This is a genomic window from Serratia sp. L9, assembly GCF_050632285.1.
Classification (GTDB): domain Bacteria; phylum Pseudomonadota; class Gammaproteobacteria; order Enterobacterales; family Enterobacteriaceae; genus Chania.
On sequence record NZ_CP192591.1, the window covers coordinates 5,306,544 to 5,326,880 of the forward strand.

Here is a 20,337-nt window from a genome sequence, read left to right on the forward strand (position 1 = left end):
CCTGTTAATAGCACTTAGGGTGAGGATAATTATCCTCACCCTGTCAATTAACATCATTGATACATTTCCCGGTAAAAAATTCAGTATTGTGTCTCAGGACCCTGCTACAACCTGCTACATGTAGCAGGTTGTAGCAGACTTCAAAGATCGAAACATTCATTTTGGTTGAGTACGAAGCCACAAAATTGATCCATTTGAATGTCCTTAATTGCTGGCATTTCAGCAATTTTAACAAAGCGCATTTGGAGATTGGATAATTTAATTTGGCGTGATTTTTCCACTTGCAGTCATAATAGCTATCGCCTCGTCAATTGTCTGCGTTGTGAAAAGCGAGTTCTCTCTACAATCCCTGCGAATCACCTGCCTGTTATTTTGAATCGAAAGATTTTCACACTGCAATTGAGATACCTGAAAACACTTGTGTTAAAGTGCCATTAAGATCCTTATGGGTAGTCATCATTACTCAAACCTCTGTTCACCTTTACGATCCTCCTGTTGTTCCCGATTCCTTTGACGTTCAATCATAAGCATTAATCTCTCGTGGATTTTTTTGCAATGTTTGAAATGCCGTCCCGCTCTTGTTCAATGAGTTTATTGAAAGCGTCAGCCCGTGACTGCCATATGTTTGCAAGGCTGCCACTCCAGCTTGCGGGACTCGTTATGTAAGTATCCCTGCAATCCGCACCATTCACTTTTAGAGATCTTCCGACATACTGATTATGTCCCCTTAGGAGATCACCATGCATAAAGCCCGATTCACCGAACACCAGATCATTGCCGTTCTGAAGTCCGTCGAAGCCGGACGTACCGTTAAGGATGTCTGCCGTGAAGCCGGTATCTCTGAAGCCAGCTATTACAACTGGAAAGCGAAGTTTGGCGGTATGGAAGCCTCTGATATCAAAAAGATGAAAGATCTGGAGGATGAAAACCGTCGCCTCAAACAGATGTTTGCCTGTAGTGGTTCGGTCATTCAGGACATCTCTAAAACCTGTTAATGTTAAAACAGTGAATATGAGGTGATACATGCTCAAAACTCGGCGAACCAAACGCACATTCTCCCCAGAGTTTAAACTTGAAGCTATCGAGCAAGTCGTTAAATATCAGCGCGATGTTCGAGAGGTTGCTCAATCACTTGAACTCAATCCTGACCATCTGCGTAAATGGATACGGCTTTATCAACAAGAACTCCGCGGCATTGAGCCGATGGGGAACGCTATTACCCCCGAACAGCGGGAAATTCAGCAGCTTAAAGTGCAGATAAAGCGCCTTGAGATGGAAAAAGAAATACTAAAGCAGGCTGCCGTGTTGATGAGCGAAATCCCCGGAAAATCTGTCCGCTAATCACACGGCTAAAGGTGAAATGGCCGATAGTGACACTCTGCCGTTTGCTGGGGGTTCATCGCAGCGTTTATTATGCTTATGTAAGACGTCCCCTTGATGCTCGTAGAGTGGAGTTACGTAGCCGACTGAGAGCATTTCATGCACTCAGTCGTGGTGCGGCAGGCAGCCGTACACTTAGCCAAATGTTGCGCCAGAGTGGATGTGATGTAGGTCGATGGTTGGCGCGACGCTTGATGACAGAGTGCGGCCTGACAAGCTGTCAACCGCGTAAACACCATTACCGAATAAACGATAATAACAGTCCTGCATTACCCAACATATTGGGTCGCAGATTTACCCCTTCAGCCCCTAATCGCGTGTGGTGTGGCGATATCAGTTTTGTTCGTTTACAGGATAAATGGTGTTATCTCGCTTTGGTTGTGGATTTATATGCACGCCGGATTGTGGGGTCAGCTCTGTCATTAACAGCTGACGCTGACCTGGTGTGTAGGGCTTTACGTAATGCATTGGAAACTCGCCCTCGCAATGGTCGTCTGCTTTTTCATTCAGATCAAGGCAGTCAATATAAAAGCAATAAATATAGAAGGTTACTCTGGCTATATGGGGTAATGCAAAGCATGAGTCGCAGAGGGAATTGCCTGGATAATTCACCAATGGAAAGGGTATTTCGTAGTCTAAAAAGTGAGTGGTTGCCAAAGGGAGGCTATGTTGATTTTGGCAATGCGATACGTGATATCAGCAATTGGATAAACGGTTATTACAACGTTTTTCGTCCTCATACGCATAACGGGGGTATACCCCCTTGTGCGTATGAAGAACAGTGGAGACAGGTTATCCCGGTGTCCTAATTTTGTGATCCACTACAGCCGATCTCAACCTTGAATGCCGGCCCCTGAAAGACGTCATCGAAAAAAGCATTAAAACCAGCGATAAAACGTGAACTCGTCAGCTATCTGACGGCGCAATTTGCCATGAGTTTACGCCAGGCCTGCAGGACGTTATCGCTGAGCAGGACGGTGTATTTTTACCAGCCCGATATCCGGCGTGATGAACCGGTGATTGCTGCGCTTTAAATTGCAGACGTAACGATAAACTGAACAACTTCGGATAGAATGCTCTTGAGTAAAGACACAACGTGAACCGTTTGAGCTGCTAAAAAAGTAAATTATTTATGAGTAGACGACTTAACAGAGATCACCGGACCAAAGTCAGAAATATTCCCCGACGCATAAAAGCGCTGAACCGTTGGGCTGATACTTTCCACAGTCCTGAACGTGGCGTTTTTTCAGAAGATGAACATTACTGGAATTTCAAAATTCCAGTAGAGATCAATCTCGTGGCGGGAAAATACAGCACGATTAAAACCAAGGCAGCTTGTGCACAAGCTTTAATTAATGCATGTTCAAACCTCATAACGGCCACTTCAGGTATGAATTACAGCCCGCGGATTACTGTTGTTGTATGTCTTCCAGATATGTTTACAAGTGAGCTCTGTCTCTATCGCTCCGAAGAATATTATCAGGGATTCATAACTGAAGATCGTTCTGAAAATGGTGTGTCTACTTTGATCAAAGACCGCAGCCTCGCTGCTGAATGGGGGCTCGTTCTGCCAGCTAACGTGCAGGAAATCGGTATCACGCTCGAATATTATGGAAGCGAGGATCAGGATGAATGGTTCACGGGAGAGCGCTGGTATTATGGTCAGGTGAATTAAGGGAGTTGCTTTCATTTGATTGAAAATAACGAACTTAAAAAAATAGATGCTCTATTTGTCAATGTCCGCTTCACGCCCTGAGACATTCGACAAGCTTTTTACGGCATTAACAAGGGCGATTTTCGCGCTTCCAGTGCCAGCAAATATTTAGCTTCGTCATAACGGGTTCTGGTCTTCCAGCAGCGGTAAATAATCCTTATCCATTTGAATGCCAGAGCCCGGATCGCTGATTGATGATATTTTCCTTTTTCTCGCAGCCCCTGATAATACAGCCTGGCCCAGTATGATGAGTTAACCGTCTTGGCAGCCCATTCAACAAAGGTTTGCCTGACGAACTTGGCACACTGCCATCGTCAGTGAACCCAGGATTTCTGGCCACTTCGTTCAGTCACCGGTGCAATACCTGCGTAGTTTTGAATTTCTTCGGCGCTGTTAAACCGGTCACGGTTATCACCAAGTGCAGCAAGCATTCGTGGGCCCATACACGGCCCTATGCCCGGAAGTGATTTGGTAATCCCCCATTTTTAACGGAGGTGATAAGTAGAATCAGGTCATACGTTGAATATACTGCATCGGCGTGAAGCCATTCAGTGCCATATTCGGACGTTCGTGATTATAAAACCATTGCCACCGCGTGGCATAGCCCTGCAATTCGTCCAGTGAGGAAAACAGGTAGTGCCCCAGCCAGTCATAACGCACTGTCCGGTTATATCGCTCAATATAGGCATTCTGTTGAGGTTTGCCGGGTTGAATAAAACGCAGGGTTATATTCTGCTGCGCTGCCTATGATATCAGTATCTTGCCGGTATATTCTGGCCCGTTATCGCATCGTATTACCGCCGGTTTTCCTTTCCACTCAATGAGTTGTTCTAGTGTCCTCACTACCCGGATGGCAGGCAGGGAAAAACCCACCTCAATAACCAGTGCCTCACGATTAAAGTCATCGATCACATTCAGTAAACGGACGGAACGACCATCCGATAACTGATCATACATGAAGTCCATTGACCAGCATTCGTTGCTGCTTTCAGGCACCGCCAGCGGTTCGGGCTTATCCCGTTTCAGTCGTTTTTTCGGCTTTATTCGCATGTTCAGCGACAACTCGCAGTAAATTCGGTACACCCTTTTGTGGTTGAACCGGAAGCCTTTTGCGTTACGCAGGTACAAAAAGCACAGGCTAAATCCCCAGTTGCGCTGACTGTCAGTGATGCGAAGCAGCTAGTCGGCAATAGCTTCATTTTCCTCGTTCAACTCAGGCTGATAGCGATAGCAACTTTCACTGACAACAAACAACTGACAGGCAAAACGTATGCTGACGTTTCGACTTCTGACCGCGTCCTGCGCCATCTGCTTTCGACTCGATGGCTTCACCACTTTTTTGCCATGGCTTCCTGGATAATCTCGGCTTTGAGCCGCTCTTCGGCATACATCTTTTTGAGGCGGCGGTTTTCGTCTTCCAGCTCTTTCAGACGGGCGATCATGGAGGCATCCATCCCACCAAAGCGTGAACGCCACTTATAGAAACTGGCATTGCTCATGCCATGCTCGCGGCACAATTCAGTTACCGGCGTTCCGGCCTCGGCAAGCTTGAGGATGGCCATGATCTGACTGTCGGTAAAACGCGATTTTTTCATAGAGATCTCCCCGGTTCAGATTACGAGAAAATTCTACTTATAAACACACCGGTTTTTCGGGGGGATTACCGAATGGCCTACTTATAGTGAGAGCAACATCCGTTTTTTATGTAACGAAAAGACATGTGCTCTCGCTTACATTTTTCGCTTTCATCCCTCTCTATAGTGGACGCTATTGTTAGTGCATCATGCGGTTTTGCATACCCGCAATGGTCAAACTCTCCCTTATTTCGTTGGTACTGCCGTCACGGTCAGTACCTTATATTCATGTCTATGCAATGAGGTGTGTATGTCTGCTTCAGTTATTGAAAAGCAGAGTGCTTATGGAAAGCTGAGCCTGAGAGAAAAGGTCGGCTACGGCATGGGTGATGCAGGTTCCTGTATGATCTGGAGCGTTCTGGCACTTTATCTGACCTGGTTCTATACCGATGTTTACGGGCTGGATCCCGCGATTGTCGGGACGTTATTTTTGGTCATTCGTGTTTTCGATGCGTTTAGCGATCCCGTCATGGGTGCAATTTGCGATCGTACCCAAAGCCGTTGGGGTAAATTCAGGCCCTGGATATTGTGGATGGCTATTCCCTTTGGCCTGGGTGCAGTATTGATGTTCTCCACACCCGATCTGAGCATGAACGGGAAAATCATTTATGCCTGGGTGACCTATTTGGTCATGTCCTTAATCTATACCGCCATCAATATTCCGTATTGCTCGGTCGCGGGTGTGATTACGCTTAATCAGAAAGAGCGGATGAGCTGTTTGTCATGGCGTTTCTTCCTTAATGGTTTGGCGACGCTTATCGTCTCCTCGACTATTTTACCCCTGACCGACTGGTTGGGAGGCGGTAGTCGGTCTTCCGGTTTTCAGATGACCATGATGATTATGGGGGGGCGGCAACCTTAATGTTCCTTTTCTGTTTCTCCAGCATTAAGGAACGCGTTGTTTCAATTAATGCCAATGATTCGTTAAAGCGTGACCTGAAAGACATCATTAAAAATGATCAATGGCTGTTGATGATCTCCATCACCTTCCTTAACGTCTTCCCGGCCTTTATTCGCGGGGCGGTTACCATTTATTATGCAACCTATGTCATGCATGCCTCTGTTGGGTTTATTACCTTATTTATGGCACTGGGTGTCGCGTGTAATATGTTGGGAAGCGTTATTGCCAAACCGCTTACCGACCGCTTCGATAAAATTAAGCTCTTTCGCGTACTCAACGTTATTCTGGGGATCCTGTCGTTCGCATTGTGGTTTGTTAACCCTGCGTCGCTGACACCGTTGTTAACGCTGTTTATCATCATTAATATTCTGCATTTAATTCAGTCAGGACCGATTCTGTGGGCCATGATGTCTGATGTGGATGATTACGGTGACTGGAAATTTGGCAAGCGCCTGACCGGCATCTCCTTTGCGGGCAATCTGTTTATGTTGAAAATGGGCCTGGCCGTGGCTGGGGCTATCGTTGCCTGGGTTTTGGCATCAACCGGTTACGTTGCCAATAAGCCGCAGCAAAATCACGAGACGATCCAGTGGATTATCATCATGTTCTCGCTCATGCCAATGCTAAGCTATTTTGTCAGCGCATATATGGCACGTTATTTTAAGTTAAACGATGTCTTCCTCGAAAGAATAAAAGTCGATCTGGCAAAGCGCGAACTGGAAAATGGCCGTGCGCAACCTGCGGAATCGACTGACACCCCGGCGTTTCAGCCCTCACATTAATTTTGAATAACAAGCGGCATCCTCTATGCAGAGTGCCGCGCGGTTTAATTATGTTTTATTGATTCAGGAGTATTCAATTGATGTCCAGTGAAAATTATTATGATGTAACAGAATGGGATGTTGGCAATCCGTATAGCGATATCGGCGAAGTTATCAACAGTATCATCGCCGATATTAAAACGAGACAAACGGCGGTTGATGTTGATGAAAGCGGGAAACCGGGGGCGGTTATCTATATTCCACCGGGAGATTACCATCTGAAAACGCAGGTCTTAATTGACATCAGTTTTCTTAAAATCATGGGCTCCGGCCATGGTTTTACCTCCTCAAGTATTCGGTTCAATACCCCGAACACCTCAAACTGGCATGAAGTGTGGCCAGGAGGCAGTCGTGTCATGGTTGATTTGTCGCCGCAGGCGGGTGATGAAGAATATCAGGGGGCTGCGTTTTACGTGAAACGCGATGGCGATCCACGTATCAGCTCCGTTGAATTCACCAATTTCTGTATTGATGGTTTGCACTTTGTCGATGATGGATCAGGCAACGACGATCCTGAAAATACTTATGTAAACGGTAAAACAGGTATTTATATCGCCAGTGCCCAGGACTCATTCCGCATTAATGGTATGGGCTTTGTGTATTTAGAACACGGCTTCACAAGCTATGATGCTGATGCCCTGTCAATACATGATAACTTTATTGCCGAATGCGGAAACTGTATTGAACTGCGTGGGTCAGGGCAGGCGTCAAAAATCACTGATAACCTGATCGGTGCCGGGTACAAAGGTTATTCTATTTATGCTGAGAACTTTGCTGGCCTGTTAGTCACCGCCAATAATGTCTTCCCTCGTGGTTCAAGCAGTATCCATTTCTCCAACGTGGTGCGCTCGACAATAAGCAGCAACAGGCTGCACTCGTTTTATCCCGGCATGCTGGTGCTTGATAATCAATGCGCTGAAGTTCTGGTGTCTTCTAACCATTTCTTCCGCGAGCATGAGCCCTGGGAACCGATGCAAGCCTATGATAACGGTTTAGATGATTCATATGGCCTTCTGTATATTAATGGCAGCAATAATTCTCTGATTGCTAACCATATTTCTGAATCTATCGATACGCAGTATATTAAGCCTCTCGGGACCAAACCGGTCATCATCCGTGTGATTTCAGGCAGCGGAAATTATATTTCTGACAACCGTATTGTGGCGACGACCACAGTGGCACGTAACCAGACGGCGAAAACAGATTCCTGTTTCGAGGCGCAGGTGAGTTCTATGCTGTCGGTCAGGGATCTGACACAGCTTGAGGTAACCATGGTTCAGGTTGAGACGGAGTCGGAGCAAAATATTGTTCTGGACTCGGGGAGTGATGCTCAGGTCGTTCTCGACAAAACTGTAAATGCGTTCCGCTCAACCCCTGTGCCTGGCGGCGTATAGATTTTTATCTGAGTTTATCGATAAAAAAGAGGAGAACTTTTGAAGCTCTCCTTTTTTTATGTCAGAAAAGAAATTCCGGCCTGTTCTCGGCGTTTACACCAGTTCAGCCAAAGTTGGAATAGCATCGATTGCGCCGAAGCGCGTACAGGTTAAGGCACCAACTTTGTTGGCCCATGTGACATCCGCCGTGAAATCATCAAAGGTTATCGCTCGGCTGTCCCGCTGCGTAAAGCGCAGCAGCAGCGCGCCAACAAAAGCGTCTCCGGCTCCCGTTGAATCGACAGATTTGACCGCAACAGAAGGAACCAGCATTTGCTCCCCGTCCCGATGACTGGCCCAGGTTCCCTGACTGCCGAGAGTGATAGTGACAAAGGTGGCTCCCCGGTCGTGTAAATATCGACATCCCTGAACCCTATCAGTCTGGCCGGTAATAAGTTCCAGTTCTTCTTCACTCATTTTGACCACATCGGCCATATTCAGGAAGGGCTCGCAGCGGCGAATAAATTCAGCTTCGTTACCTCCCCACAAACCGCTGCGAAAATTAGGGTCGAAAGAGAGCATTTTTCCCTGTTCTTTCGCCCGGCGTGCAATCGTAGCGTAGGTCTGATAAAACTCACCGTCCATTAAACCTGTGGCCGCTCCGAGGTGAACGATCCCGCTACCACTGAGAAAATCAGCAGGGAAACTTTGCAGTGATAAATTGCCATCAGCCCCACGGCAGAATACAAAATCGCGCTCGCCGTCGTGTTGGATCCCCACAAAAGCCAGCGTTGTGGGAACAGATTTATCACGAATAATCAGAGTGGTATCCAATGATTCCTGACGCAGTGTCTCAATCAAAAACTCACCGAAGGGATCGTTGCCTACCTGCGCTGCCAGCCGAACATTCCCCCCAAACGGGTAATCGCAACTGCAACGTTTGCCGGTGCGCCGCCCGCTTTTTTGAGGAAGTTCACCCCTTTGACCAGCCCCTGATCGATGTCGGTACAAACAAAATCAATCAACAGTTCGCCCAGGCAGACAATACTCTGGTCATTCATGGTTGCTTCTAAACTCATTATTGATGACTCCATGTCGTACGATATTGTGAAAGTAACGCCGTGGTGAGCGTCGCGGACGAGTTGTATTCCAGGGCGATACGCTGGCATGCACTAATATGGAAGTAGCGACGCGTGCCGCACTGGCTACCCTGGTTGGCAAACACCTCAACAATGCCCGCATCAAAGAACAGCTCCAGTTCGCTTAGCTCATCCACGCAAACGCTGTAGCGCATATCGTCCAGGCCGTCGGCCTGTAGCGTCAGCATATTGTCGTTATACCGCAGCGTTATATGCTGGTCATTTTCGCCCTGCAACGTCAGGTGTAACTGGTTGATCTCATTTCCTTTAAGCTGTAGCGAGAATGATTGCCACGCATCAAGGCACAGCTGTAAACGCCCTTCGGAGCATGTGTGGAGATGTTCGTGTTGTTGGATGACACAAGAGGGTGGCGGCGGCACGGGAAGCATACACACCTGACCGGCGTCATTAAGTGCAAACTGGCGTGGCAGCGACATTTCACCGTTGTAGACTGAATCGGCAGTCTTCTTGCTGGCCCAGTTATACAGCCACGCAAAACCAAGGGTCTTTTCCTCATCACGGAATGTTTGCAACGCATAAAAATCCGTTCCGAAATCAAGCGCCTGCAATGCTTTATCATCCGGGATAAAGCGACCCTGACTAAACTCGCCAGTCAGAGCATAAAGCAGGTTATGTCGCCCGGTTTTCGCTTCCGTATAGCCCACGATCCCCATGATTAACACCCATTTATCCCCAATCGGGAAAAAGTCAGGGCATTCCACACAACGCCCTCCGTGCTGGCTGAACGTTTTATCTGCCCGATAGAGCACGTGGTCAAATACCCAGTCATCGCCGTTTGGCGAGGTGAAAAGCAACACCGCAGGATCGTTGTCCACCGCAGCACCCAGTAACATGAAATAACGCTGCTGTTGTTTATCAAACCAGACTTTAGGATCGCGGAAATCGCAGCTCACCCCCTCGGGTAGCTCGCTCAACACTTGCTTAACGGATTCCACTTTATCCAGCCAGCGGCCAGGTCGGGCGCACTTCTGAACTTCTCGATAACCGGCATACAGATCGTAAGCAGGTAAACGTTCGGTGAAGTAGAACCGGACATTGCCGTCGTTATCCTGGAAAGCGGTACCGGAAAATGCCCCACCGGTCGCGCCAAGAGCCTCAAGATTCTGCTCTGGTAGTAAAAACACCGGATAGTGACGCCAATGGTAGAGATCGTCACTGGTGGCATGTCCCCAGTGCATTGGCCCCCATTCGGTGCTATGCGGATGAAATTGGTAGAAAAGATGATAGGTATCGCCAATTTTGCACAACCCGTTAGGGTCATTCATCCAGCGGCTAAAAGGCGAAAAGTGCAGCGCCGGGCGCAACGGCTCTTGCCTGTACCAGGTCTCCATCTCATCTTGCCCCACAGCCCGTAACGTATCGGCTTCGCCGACCAGGTATGTTACCCCAACCCGTTGCACCGTTTCGGGCTGCCAAAAGTAAAATAACGAAATATCCGCCGCGTCATCATCCCATTCAATCAATATCGGTTCGTCAGAATAGTGAGTCCAGGTGAAATATTGATAATATTCAGCCGCTGTTTTTATGGCATATACCATTTTTCCGCTCACTGAAAACTGTAACAACGGCGAAGGCAAGTCGTGATTTTTCTTCAGCCACAGATCAAATCGCGTGCCTGATGCTGCGGGCAATACTAATTTTTTCATGGTGATTACTCTTTGGTTAATAGATATGAATTTTTTCCAGGTAAAAACCCTCCACCTACGGTAGAATTTATAAAGTCGATTGTTATTTGATGTGTAAGAAACGCAGGTTAATTTTTGATTGTCGTCATACCCAGGCTGCTTTCACGGACAATTAGTCGGGTCGTTAACTCCACTGAATCAATGCTGTCTTTTATCTCACTGCTGTTGATCAATTCGAAGGCTAACTTGCCCATTTCATTAATAGGTTGGGCGATGCTGGTGATATTCATCATTTGCGCAATGATAGTATTATCGAAACTTGCCACCGCAATATCTTCAGGAATATTGATCCCTTTACGTCTCAGGCGTTCAATCACATAGCTTGCTGCGACATCGTTATAAATAAACAGGCAGTTTATTTTTTCACCCTGAGAAATTATGTTGTCCACAATATTGTCCAGCGAGTGGATATGCCCCCGGTTAATTTCGCCGTCGCCTTTCGGTATCCAGTAACCATGGTGTTTTTCCACCAGGTGACCGTGGCTGAGTACTCTCTTGCAGAAGGCTGACATTTTACGGTGGTCTACGCCATCCTGACCAATAAAGCCTGGGCGGAGACGGCCGATATCGATAAAATGTTCGGCTATCGTTTCTGCTCCTCGTTCCTGATTGTTGCAAATCGAATTAAAGAAACGCGAATTTTGTGTCACCACGGCGGTATGAATACCGGTGTTTATCAGCCACTCCGACAAGGTGGATTCGGCTTCAGTCGGCACCCAAATCAATGCCTCAATGCCCATCCCGGCCAATGTTCTGACTATTTGCTTGTCCTGAAATGGCTGGTTTTGATGGGTTTTAATAATGACCGATTTCCCGACGTATCGCGCCTCATCCTCAAGCGAGGCCAGAAGTTCGCAGAAATGCGGGTTGATTAAATTCGGTACCACGACCCCTATCAGACCAGAGCATTTTCCGCTCAGTTGAACGGCATTTCTGTTGGGAACATAGCAGAGAAAATCCATCGCTTCGTGCACCGCCCTACGGGTTTGTGCTGTGACACTCGGATGGTTGTTAATCACCCTTGATACCGTGGCGGTTGAAACGCCCGCTTTTGTTGCTACATCTCTGATCGAAGCCATTAAGTCATGTTACCGATTACATAAGTTACATATATAGTAACTCAGCACCTGACAAAAAATATCTGATAGATCTCATGTTTGATTGTTACATAGATATAGCTTCGGGTTCACAGATTCACATTGCCAGTACGTTTCTTAATTAGCTAAAACAAACTGTTAGTTTGTTTCTCCGCCCGCACTCCGCTGGCAACTTCCGCTCCTGGCACAGAGCGGACATTTATACCCAGCCGCGAAGATTAAGCACATCGTTGCAACGAACGCTATGTACCCCTCTACCGGCATCCTTACTATGACTCCAAATTTCTCTAACAGCACTACTTGATGTCCGATAAATGGGCGGTACATCATGCAGATCAAGCTAGGCATTTGTAGAGTTAAGCGGTCGAAGACCAGAACAACTGGGCGTATTTTGCAGAACAACTACAACAGTAAACGTAGATTCATTCATTTTCTGACCAGCGTCAGCCTGGGGGGATTTTCGGTTTATTCGGGGACTGCTTGCCTGTTGGTCTTGGGCAAAATATGCTAACTATCCGAACAAGCCGGAAGATCGCTATTGCAGGTGGTTTCTGACCTAAGGAAGGTTTTCTAATGAGTTATTTTGATATCTCGCATGCAGCTCGCAAAGCGCTTAAAGCCATTGATGAAAGCGAGCTGGAAAAATGTATCGATAAATGCCTGTATGAAGAGCAATCTTATTATCTTCAGGACTTCAGACTCTATGATTGTGGACCTTATGTCATGCAGCAATTCTTTTGCTTTGAAAAAGCTGTTACTACACTTCGGATATCCAAGTCATCCAAAAAACGCGAAGCAGCAAGATACACTGCCCTGAAAGCTGGCCGTGATTTGGCAGCTGCAATTTCGCATATGAGAGCAGGGGTTTCTGAGGTTGAAGCAGAAGAAGTTGCATTTAGTGTAGATGAACAAAATTTTCCGCCAACGACGTTTAGTGAACGCCTTTCTGTTCGGATAAGCTACCACTGGCGAACTGAAAAGAGTGCAGACTGGCAGTTCGGAAGCATTACATTCTCTTACCTTGCGAAAGAACAGCCAAGCTATTTCTCCGCCGTGCCAGCACGCAAAATTAGCTCAGCTAGGCAAAAGCAGACAAAACAAGAAAATTTGTACCGGGACTGGGAGCACCTAAAAGCAATATGCAAGGAATCTGTCCACAGATATCTAAAAGAAGGGCGAGATGGCTCACTGATCCCAAAAACTTTCACGGTTAAAAGCCTGCATAATTTCGGGGCGAATTTTTGGGATCGCACCGAGACTTAGGCGTTCCAGTTACAGGAACCATTCCGGTTTCACTGACCTGCTCCCCGCCATTCGATACACCCGAGACTGAAAAGCTCCGTTGTTCGCTCAGAGCTAGTTCGATTATACCTCAACTGTCAACTTCGTGCCGTGGACTCAGCGAGTTGAAGCGGGCATCAGTATTTTAAAAATCTTCAGATATATATCATTCAACTGAACATACCTCATTAACGGCAGAACCTCGTGGTTCTGCCGTTTTTGTTTTCATTTCAGAGGAGCAGTGATGAAAAAATCTGAAGGTTTTCAGTCGTTGCAGCAATCGCTTTCTGGCCTGCCGCAGTGGGCGTCGGAGCGTATTCTGCAGCAGATAAACCAGCTTACTCGCTACGAACCGGTGATCGGCATTATGGGTAAAACTGGGGCGGGCAAGAGCAGTTTGTGCAATGCCCTGTTTGCCGGAGAAGTATCGCCGGTCAGCGATGTGGTGGCCTGTACCCGTGAACCCCTGCGCTTTCGTTTGCAGGTTGGCGAGCGCTTTATGACAATTGTGGACTTACCAGGTGTCGGTGAAAGCGAAAGTCGTGATGCGGAATATGCCACGCTGTACCGGCAACAGCTTCCCCGGCTTGATCTGGTGCTGTGGCTGATTAAGGCCGATGACCGAGCGTTGGCGGTGGATGAACATTTTTACCAACAGGTGATTGGTGAAGCATACCGGCATAAGGTGCTGTTTGTTATAAGTCAGTCGGATAAAGTCGAACCTGGCAACGGTGGTGAAAAGCTATCCACAGAGCAGAAACAAAATATCAGCCGAAAAATCTGTCTGTTACATGAGCTTTTTCAGCCGGTAAACCCGGTCTGCGCGGTGTCAGCCCGTCTGAAGTGGGGGCTTCGGGTGATGGCAGAACGGATGATTCGTTGTCTGCCACATGAGGTCAGCAGCCCGGTGGTGGCACAGCTCAGTGCGCCGCTTCGTACCGATGCCGTTAATAAAAAAGCCCGTGATGATTTTGGTGAAACAGTCGGCTCGGTACTCGATACAGTAAGTTCCCTGCCCCTGATACCGGCCCCGGTTCGGACAATCATTCAGGCTGTACGCAATACTGTGGTATCGGTCGCCCGTACCGTATGGAATATCTTCTTCTGAATATTTAGCCCCTTACATCGTTGTTCTCTGAGCCCTGTCGCGCAATCGCGGCAGGGCTTTTTCGTATTTATTTTCCACCATGAGGAGTCTGCTTATGACCCGTCTGGCTTCGCGCTTTGGCGCAGCTAATGTCATCCGTCGTGATCGCCCTTTAACCCGTGAAGAGTTGTTTCGCGCGGTACCGAGTGTTTTCAGCGAAGATAAACACGCTTCACGCAGTGAGCGATACACCTACATTCCGACCATCACTTTGCTCGACAGCCTGCAGCGTGAAGGCTTTCAGCCGTTCTTTGCCTGTCAGACCCGGGTTCGTGACCCGGAGCGTCGTGAGTACACAAAGCACATGCTGCGCCTGCGCCGTGAGGGCCAGATCACCGGTAAACAGGTGCCGGAAATCATTCTTCTGAATTCCCACGATGGCTCCAGTTCCTACCAGATGCTGCCAGGGTTGTTTCGCCAGGTCTGCCAGAATGGTTTGATTTGCGGCGAGACTTTTGGCGAGGTGCGCGTTCCGCACAAAGGAGATGTCGTGAGTCAGGTGATTGAGGGGGCGTATGAAGTGCTTGGTATTTTTGACCGTGTGGAAGAGAAGCGGGATGCCATGCAGTCGCTGATGTTGCCGCCATCTGCACAACAGGCTCTGGCACAGGCTGCACTGACGTACCGTTTCGGTGAGGACCACCAGCCGGTGACAGCACCTCAGATACTCTCCCCACGCCGCTGGCAGGATGAGAGCAATGATCTGTGGACCACATACCAGCGTATTCAGGAGAACCTGATTAAGGGCGGGCTCAGTGGTCGGAGTGCAAAAGGCGGGCGAACGCATACCCGCGCCGTGCGTGGTATCGACGGAGATGTGAAGCTCAACCGGGCTCTCTGGGTGATGGCTGAAGCGATGCTGGGTGGGTTTCAGTCCTGAGCTTGTTATCAGCATGTTAGGAAAGGACACTCCCTGTCCGTTTTGCCTCCATTGGATTGAGTGTTTTTTCACCGCATTTCACGGTGTGCCGCGTCGGGCCTGCTTCCGGAGGCAGATAAAAAATAGTTCATTCCATGTCCATACCCTGTCCGCCCCCTCTTTAGAATCATTTCATATTCAGTCAGTTAACTATTACGGAGATTTAAGATGACACAGGCAGAGCGCCGTCATGACCGGCTGGCTGTCAGGCTGTCACTGATAATCAGCCGCCTGGTTGCAGGTGAAACGCTGAACATGGCGCGGCTGGCTGCAGAGTTTGGTGTGTCAGTCCGTACCCTGCGACGGGATTTTCGCGAACGGCTGATGTACCTCGACCTTGAGTATCGACGGGGGCAATGCCGCCTGCGCAGTGCCAGTGGAGGCGTACAGGGCGAGCTGGATGCGCTGACTTTTGCTCACCGGGCAGGACTGGCCGATATTTTTCCGGGGCTGGACCGGCGTCTGGCGGGCATGCTGCTCACTGCAGGAGGGATGCCGTGTCTGGTATGGCAGCCGCCACAGTCTGTGTCCCCGGCCATCTCACTGGTGTTCTACCGTCTCGTCAGTGCCATAACCGCCTGTCAGCGGGTGCTGCTGCTGGCCGAGGGAGAGCGCTGTGACGGGCTGGCCCCGTACCGTCTGATATCACTCGACGGCTGCTGGTATCTCACCGGTGAACTTAACGGGCATATCACCGTGCATCCTCTGGCGACTATCCATGCGGTGACAGTTCTGAACACCACTTTTACCCCGCGAAAACGTCTCAGCCATTTAACCACACAGGCGGGCTTTATCCGGGCCCTTCCGCACTTCAGCTGTATCCGCGAAGTCCTGTTTCCTGGTCCCTCTGAGGAGAAGCCGGACAACACACTGATTTAATAACCTCTGTTAAGAAGGAAAAGCAATGACCTGGCATTACGAGAAAAATGGCATACGTCACGACAATGTGACCGAAGACGACATCACTGGCCTGATTAAGCGCGGTGAACTCACTGCTACCACGCTGGTTTGGCGACAGGGCATGCCGGATTGGCAACCGGTCTCCGCCACCCCTCTGGCTTCGGCGCTGCTCCACAGCACCACACCACCAGCGCTGCCGGGGAGTCGCATTCCGGGCGAAGTGGTATGGACGCTGGCATTTGCTCCTTTCATTGGTTATGCGCTCGAGCTGTGGACGGCAGGGCTGAACGGAATGTCTTTTGACAAGGCATATGAGGCCGTCTCGGGTGGGCAGTACTGGTTTATCACGCTGCTGCTCAATATCGCACTGGGGTATCTCGATGAACGACGCCTGCGTAAGGCCGGAGTGGATACCACCACGTTCGGCAAACTGGCCTGGCTGGTGCCGTTCTATTTGTGGCGGCGGGCGAAAACCCTCGCTCAGAAACCGGCTTACTTCTGGGTATGGCTGGTGATGCTGGGCCTGACCGTCTGGGCCTGAATCACCGCTCCCTGATACTTTCTCTGTTAAGGACCAACGTAATGAAAACACTGATTAAAATACTGGGCATTACCGTCAGCTTTCTGCTCTGTACAGGAGCTCAGGCCCAGCCTTATAACCGGACGCTGCCTGCAGTCGTCAATGACAACAACGGGAATATTTTCTGGTGTGATGCGCATCGTCAGGTTACCGGAAAATGTGAAGCCATGTCTGTTGACCGCCTCGGCGGGATGGTCACGGTGCGTTCAGCCCCCTTTAAAGACTGCGAAGGCGGCCTGTGGGGCTGGATAACTATCATGCGCAACGATGTGTCGAAGGGATTCACCATTACTCCGGACAAGAAATTCGGTCTCACCGTAAAAGACCTGTGCCGTCCTGGCACGGTAGTGACCTTTAAGCCCAACCAGAAGAAGCCGGAATATGACGACCTGGTGGCACTTTATCAGGGTAAAGAACTGTTTCGCTACCGGCGCTTCTGACAACACCCGATATCAACCACTCTTATTTTGCCCAACTGCGGGCTGGATTAATTCAGGAAGAAAACCATGCTGAAAATAATGACCTCTGCTGTACCCGCCCTCATTCTGTCACTTGCCGCATTCAGTGCCGGTGCCGCCCAGCTTCCGGCAAGCCTGATGGATAAAGACAATCCTGGCCAGGGGTACTGGTGCCAGGGAAACGACATCAACACCTCCATGTGCTCACTGACCGGTGTCAGCGACGACCATAAATTTGCCCTGATTCAGGACCTGCCGGGCCCGGCCTGTGAGGACTTAAGCTTCGGGGTTATTGATCTGGTGCGTCAGACCGGTGTTAATGTGCCCTACGATGGCGGTGACTGTCAGGGTGATGTGAAGGCCGCTTTCGTACGTGGTGTGAAGGATAACGGCTTGTATGTGAAGATTGTCAGGGGAAGCAAAACGTTGTTGATGTATAAAGTTAAAACCGGATACTGATACCGTCATCGACACAAAATAAACCCAGCCCCTGTTGCTTACGCAACAGGGGCTTTTGCATTTAAGAATCGCGTGATATCTGAGCCAGTTTCGTCGCCAACGACGACTGAATGAGCAAAAGAAAACACGCTAACTTTCATTCAGGAAGAATATGAAATTCAATCAATACATTCACATTTTACTGTTGGCGGGTTCCGCAGTGACGGCATTAATAACCCTGATTGCCTCCGGCAGTCGGGGTTTTCTTTTTTGTCGCTTAATATCCACCGATATCCTTGGCATTTCCGAACGACGAGCGCAGTGGTCAGTTTCTTTCTTCAGGTAAATGTATCCGCTTCTGGTTATAAAGTCTGCTAAGAGCGAAGAGCAGAAGTTTGATTGACAAGCTAAGGATCGAGCACGAGATCAACATTATCTGACAGGGGATAAAAAAGTGTATGAAACTGAAACGGGCATGCTTACGAAGAAAACCCCAGTAATTATACTGGGGCGCCTGATTATGCAACCTGACCACAGTAGGATATCAACACTCAAGAAAGTTAAAGGTACTGTGCCAGCAATGTTTCCAGTTTGTTCTGATCAATGGCGAACAGACGAATACCCTCGGCCAGCTTTTCAACTGCCATGGCGTCCAAGTTGTGCGCCCAATAGAATTCGGCTTCGCTGACAGCATCAGGCTTCGGCTGTATTTCTCCGGCATAGTGCAGTGGTGCCGGGATATCAGCTTCGCGCTGCTGAAGCTGTGCGAGTAGCGATGGTGAAACCGTGAGACGATCGCAGCCGTTCAGGGCCAGAACCTGTTCCGGCGTGCGGAAGCTCGCGCCCATCACTACCGTCTGGTAGCCGTACATTTTGTAGAAACGGTAGATATTGCGCACCGATTCCACGCCCGGGTCGTTATCGACGGTATCCGGGTTATTTTTCTTGTACCAATCGTATATGCGTCCGACGAACGGGGAGATGAGAAATACGCCCGCATCGGCGCAGGCGCGCGCTTGTGCGAAAGAGAAGAGCAAGGTCAGGTTGCAGCGAATCCCCTCTTTTTCTAGCACTTCAGCGGCGCGAATACCTTGCCAGGTGGCGGCAAGCTTAATCAGGACACGTTCTTTACCTACGCCTTGTTCAGTATATAACGCAATCAGTTCGCGCGCTTTGCAAATGCTGGCCTCGGTATCAAACGACAGGCGAGCATCAACCTCAGTGGAGATACGTCCCGGTACGCTTTGCAGAATTAACGTCCCAATACTGACTGCCAGATGATCGGCCACGGTGGAGGGCAGCAGTTCCTTTCCGGCATAGCGTGATTTGAGCGTGGCGACGGTCTCTTTAATGACATTCTGATACTGCGGCAGCTGCGCTGCTTTATAAATAAGCGACGGGTTAGTGGTGGCATCTTCGGGTTGATAGGCAATGATGCTATCAATGTCCCCGCTGTCAGCGACAATAATGGTGCGCTGCTTTAATTGTTCAAGCTGATTCATAACCTGTACCTGTTTTTATTGGGGCGCGAGTAAGGTGCGGCCGGATGGCGTTTTGCTTATCCGGCCTGTAGCGTTATTTTTTTATGACATTAACGGGCTTGCGCGACGCGAGTAGTCAAACCCGGCATATTAAAACACTCAGCTTCATTCTGGATTGTGTCTTTAATTTTGTTTACCACGTAGCGTTCTGGCTCAACGCCAAACGATTTCAGGTTAGCAAACATCGTCTGCATCTCTTTAACTACCGCCGGTTTTTCGTAGTTATAGTGGCCGCTAAGCTCAAGAATTTCTTTCAGCAGCGCGGGCTCGCTGAAGATCTGCTCTTCAGATTTATTTTTATGCTCGTCGGTCATCCATTTTTCCCACTTGTGGCTCAGCACGCACTCGCGGGTCAGCACGGTTTTTAAATCTGATGCCGATTTAATAAAACCTTTTGCCGCCAGATCTTTTTCCACTTCCGCGAGCTTCAGATAGGCGCGAGTTTCAATGGTGCCGTACGCTGGGGCGACGTTCATGGCAGTGATCCCAAGGCCCGGGTGTTTAAGCAGAATTTCATCCGGCAGATAGTCGCCGTTGTGCTCTTTCAGCCCCACACCGTAGCGAGAGCTGATAGCAGACAGCTCCGCCGACTGGGTATCGTTGAAGTGGCCAACGTTTTTGGTCAGGCGGGTCAGGGTACCGGTCTGGCCGACGATAAACAGCGGCTGCGGCAGTCCTTCGTCGTTCAGGCGCTTGTTCAGCTCAATGATAAAGCCTTCGTAGGCGCTGATATCGGTCAGGCCGCCGTTGGTCTCTTCGGTGCCCACTTCGTAGAAGAACTCTTTCAGGTTGTTCTTCTTACGATACTCTTCGCAGAAGCGAATCAGCTCTACGGTGCGGCTTAATACCAGCTCGATATCAATCAATTTGCCCATGACGTACGGGTCTTTAGTTGGGTCGATGTGCAACAGATCGAACCCGGCGTCCATATCAATCTGGTAGGAGCGGCGCGCCAGCTCCATCGCTTGTGCTTCCGGAATATGGTCTTTACGCTCTTTATCACGCTGCCACGGGCCGCCGTGGTCGCGGCAGAGGAAGTAATCGCCGTCGAAGCCGACTTTATCAGCCATTGCTTTCAGGTCGGCAGCGAAGCGGAACTGGTCCCAGTTATTAACGTAGCCTGCGCCAAATTCATCGGCATCAACCTGGTTACGGCTGGCAATAAACATCAGCGGCAGATCTTTTTCTTTGCCTAATTCAAAACATGCCTGAATAAGCGCCGGAGACATTGGGCCAATACCCAGCATCGTGGACTTACCACCCTTAACGATATAATCAACGTACTGCTTCATGGTGTTTTTCATGACA

14 protein-coding genes and 6 pseudogenes are annotated in these 20,337 nt (G+C 49.1%); 13 read left to right on the plus strand and 7 right to left on the minus strand.

Annotation, left to right across the window (positions count from 1 at the left end; translation table 11 throughout):
• Positions 1 to 740: 740 nt before the first annotated feature.
• The 4 genes and pseudogenes from ACQ86O_RS25285 to ACQ86O_RS25300 all read left to right on the plus strand — a co-directional run.
• Positions 741 to 953, plus strand: a pseudogene (locus ACQ86O_RS25285) (transposase); the annotation flags it as partial.
• Positions 954 to 1,023: 70 nt separating this feature from the next.
• Positions 1,024 to 2,189, plus strand: a protein-coding gene (locus ACQ86O_RS25290; protein WP_431223352.1) for an IS3 family transposase whose coding sequence is annotated in 2 segments (ribosomal slippage) — positions 1,024 to 1,288 and positions 1,288 to 2,189 — 1,167 coding nt in all. Because the reading frame shifts where the segments join, the coding sequence is not laid out codon by codon here.
• Between the two features lie 17 nt (positions 2,190 to 2,206).
• A pseudogene (locus ACQ86O_RS25295) lies at positions 2,207 to 2,411 on the plus strand (IS3 family transposase); the annotation flags it as partial.
• 101 nt (positions 2,412 to 2,512) lie between these two features.
• A complete protein-coding gene (locus tag ACQ86O_RS25300; protein ID WP_431223353.1) occupies positions 2,513 to 3,055 on the plus strand; it encodes a DUF3916 domain-containing protein in 543 nt (180 codons plus the stop codon).
• A gap of 98 nt (positions 3,056 to 3,153) precedes the next feature.
• Here ACQ86O_RS25300 and ACQ86O_RS25305 read toward each other — a convergent pair.
• Together ACQ86O_RS25305 and ACQ86O_RS25310 are read right to left on the minus strand one after the other, a co-directional pair.
• Positions 3,154 to 3,564: pseudogene (locus tag ACQ86O_RS25305) on the minus strand (transposase); the annotation flags it as partial.
• A gap of 37 nt (positions 3,565 to 3,601) precedes the next feature.
• Positions 3,602 to 4,689, minus strand: a pseudogene (locus tag ACQ86O_RS25310) (IS3 family transposase).
• Positions 4,690 to 4,978: 289 nt separating this feature from the next.
• Between ACQ86O_RS25310 and ACQ86O_RS25315 the strand changes: the two are divergent.
• Positions 4,979 to 6,411, plus strand: a pseudogene (locus ACQ86O_RS25315) (glycoside-pentoside-hexuronide (GPH):cation symporter).
• Positions 6,412 to 6,491: 80 nt separating this feature from the next.
• Complete coding sequence (locus ACQ86O_RS25320; RefSeq protein ID WP_431223354.1) at positions 6,492 to 7,844, plus strand: right-handed parallel beta-helix repeat-containing protein; 1,353 nt, start codon at positions 6,492 to 6,494, stop codon at positions 7,842 to 7,844.
• A 93-nt stretch (positions 7,845 to 7,937) separates the two neighbouring features.
• Here the strand turns inward: ACQ86O_RS25320 and ACQ86O_RS25325 are convergent.
• The 3 genes and pseudogenes from ACQ86O_RS25325 to ACQ86O_RS25335 all read right to left on the minus strand — a co-directional run bounded on the left by ACQ86O_RS25325 (position 7,938) and on the right by ACQ86O_RS25335 (position 11,747).
• Positions 7,938 to 8,992 (minus strand): annotated as a pseudogene (locus ACQ86O_RS25325) (carbohydrate kinase family protein).
• Positions 8,902 to 10,629: a GH32 C-terminal domain-containing protein gene (locus ACQ86O_RS25330; RefSeq protein ID WP_431223355.1), complete on the minus strand. Its 1,728-nt coding sequence runs from the start codon at positions 10,627 to 10,629 to the stop codon at positions 8,902 to 8,904. The pseudogene ACQ86O_RS25325 and the gene ACQ86O_RS25330 overlap by 91 nt, the downstream one beginning before the upstream one ends.
• 107 nt (positions 10,630 to 10,736) lie before the next feature.
• The gene (locus ACQ86O_RS25335; protein WP_431223356.1) at positions 10,737 to 11,747 is read right to left on the minus strand and encodes a LacI family DNA-binding transcriptional regulator; all 1,011 of its coding nucleotides are present in this window, start codon (positions 11,745 to 11,747) and stop codon (positions 10,737 to 10,739) included.
• Between the two features lie 591 nt (positions 11,748 to 12,338).
• Between ACQ86O_RS25335 and ACQ86O_RS25340 the strand changes: the two genes are divergently transcribed.
• The 7 genes from ACQ86O_RS25340 to ACQ86O_RS25370 all read left to right on the plus strand — a co-directional run bounded on the left by ACQ86O_RS25340 (position 12,339) and on the right by ACQ86O_RS25370 (position 17,509).
• The gene (locus tag ACQ86O_RS25340; RefSeq protein ID WP_431223357.1) at positions 12,339 to 13,028 is read left to right on the plus strand and encodes a hypothetical protein; all 690 of its coding nucleotides are present in this window, start codon (positions 12,339 to 12,341) and stop codon (positions 13,026 to 13,028) included.
• Between the two features lie 262 nt (positions 13,029 to 13,290).
• Positions 13,291 to 14,154: a GTPase family protein gene (locus ACQ86O_RS25345; RefSeq protein ID WP_431223358.1), complete on the plus strand. Its 864-nt coding sequence runs from the start codon at positions 13,291 to 13,293 to the stop codon at positions 14,152 to 14,154.
• 94 nt (positions 14,155 to 14,248) lie between these two features.
• Positions 14,249 to 15,073, plus strand: coding sequence for a DUF932 domain-containing protein (locus ACQ86O_RS25350; RefSeq protein WP_431223359.1), 825 nt, complete (start codon positions 14,249 to 14,251; stop codon positions 15,071 to 15,073).
• Between the two features lie 207 nt (positions 15,074 to 15,280).
• On the plus strand, positions 15,281 to 15,991 hold the full coding sequence (locus tag ACQ86O_RS25355; RefSeq protein ID WP_431223360.1) for a transcriptional regulator: 711 nt from the start codon (positions 15,281 to 15,283) through the stop codon (positions 15,989 to 15,991).
• Positions 15,992 to 16,016: 25 nt separating this feature from the next.
• Entirely contained in the window at positions 16,017 to 16,553 is a 537-nt protein-coding gene (locus ACQ86O_RS25360; RefSeq protein ID WP_431223361.1) for a DUF4339 domain-containing protein, read from the plus strand.
• Between the two features lie 41 nt (positions 16,554 to 16,594).
• Positions 16,595 to 17,032 (plus strand): hypothetical protein, encoded by a 438-nt coding sequence (locus ACQ86O_RS25365; protein ID WP_431223362.1) that lies wholly within the window; start codon positions 16,595 to 16,597, stop codon positions 17,030 to 17,032.
• A 66-nt stretch (positions 17,033 to 17,098) separates the two neighbouring features.
• The gene (locus ACQ86O_RS25370) at positions 17,099 to 17,509 is read left to right on the plus strand and encodes a hypothetical protein (RefSeq protein WP_431223363.1); all 411 of its coding nucleotides are present in this window, start codon (positions 17,099 to 17,101) and stop codon (positions 17,507 to 17,509) included.
• A gap of 539 nt (positions 17,510 to 18,048) precedes the next feature.
• Here ACQ86O_RS25370 and tal read toward each other — a convergent pair.
• Both tal and ACQ86O_RS25380 read right to left on the minus strand, forming a co-directional pair.
• A complete protein-coding gene (gene tal, locus ACQ86O_RS25375) occupies positions 18,049 to 18,990 on the minus strand; it encodes a transaldolase (RefSeq protein ID WP_431223364.1) in 942 nt (313 codons plus the stop codon).
• A gap of 89 nt (positions 18,991 to 19,079) precedes the next feature.
• Positions 19,080 to 20,333 carry a class II D-tagatose-bisphosphate aldolase non-catalytic subunit gene (locus tag ACQ86O_RS25380; protein WP_431223365.1) on the minus strand — a complete coding sequence of 418 codons (1,254 nt, stop codon included), beginning with the start codon at positions 20,331 to 20,333 and terminating at the stop codon, positions 19,080 to 19,082.
• Between the last annotated feature and the right edge of the window lie 4 nt (positions 20,334 to 20,337).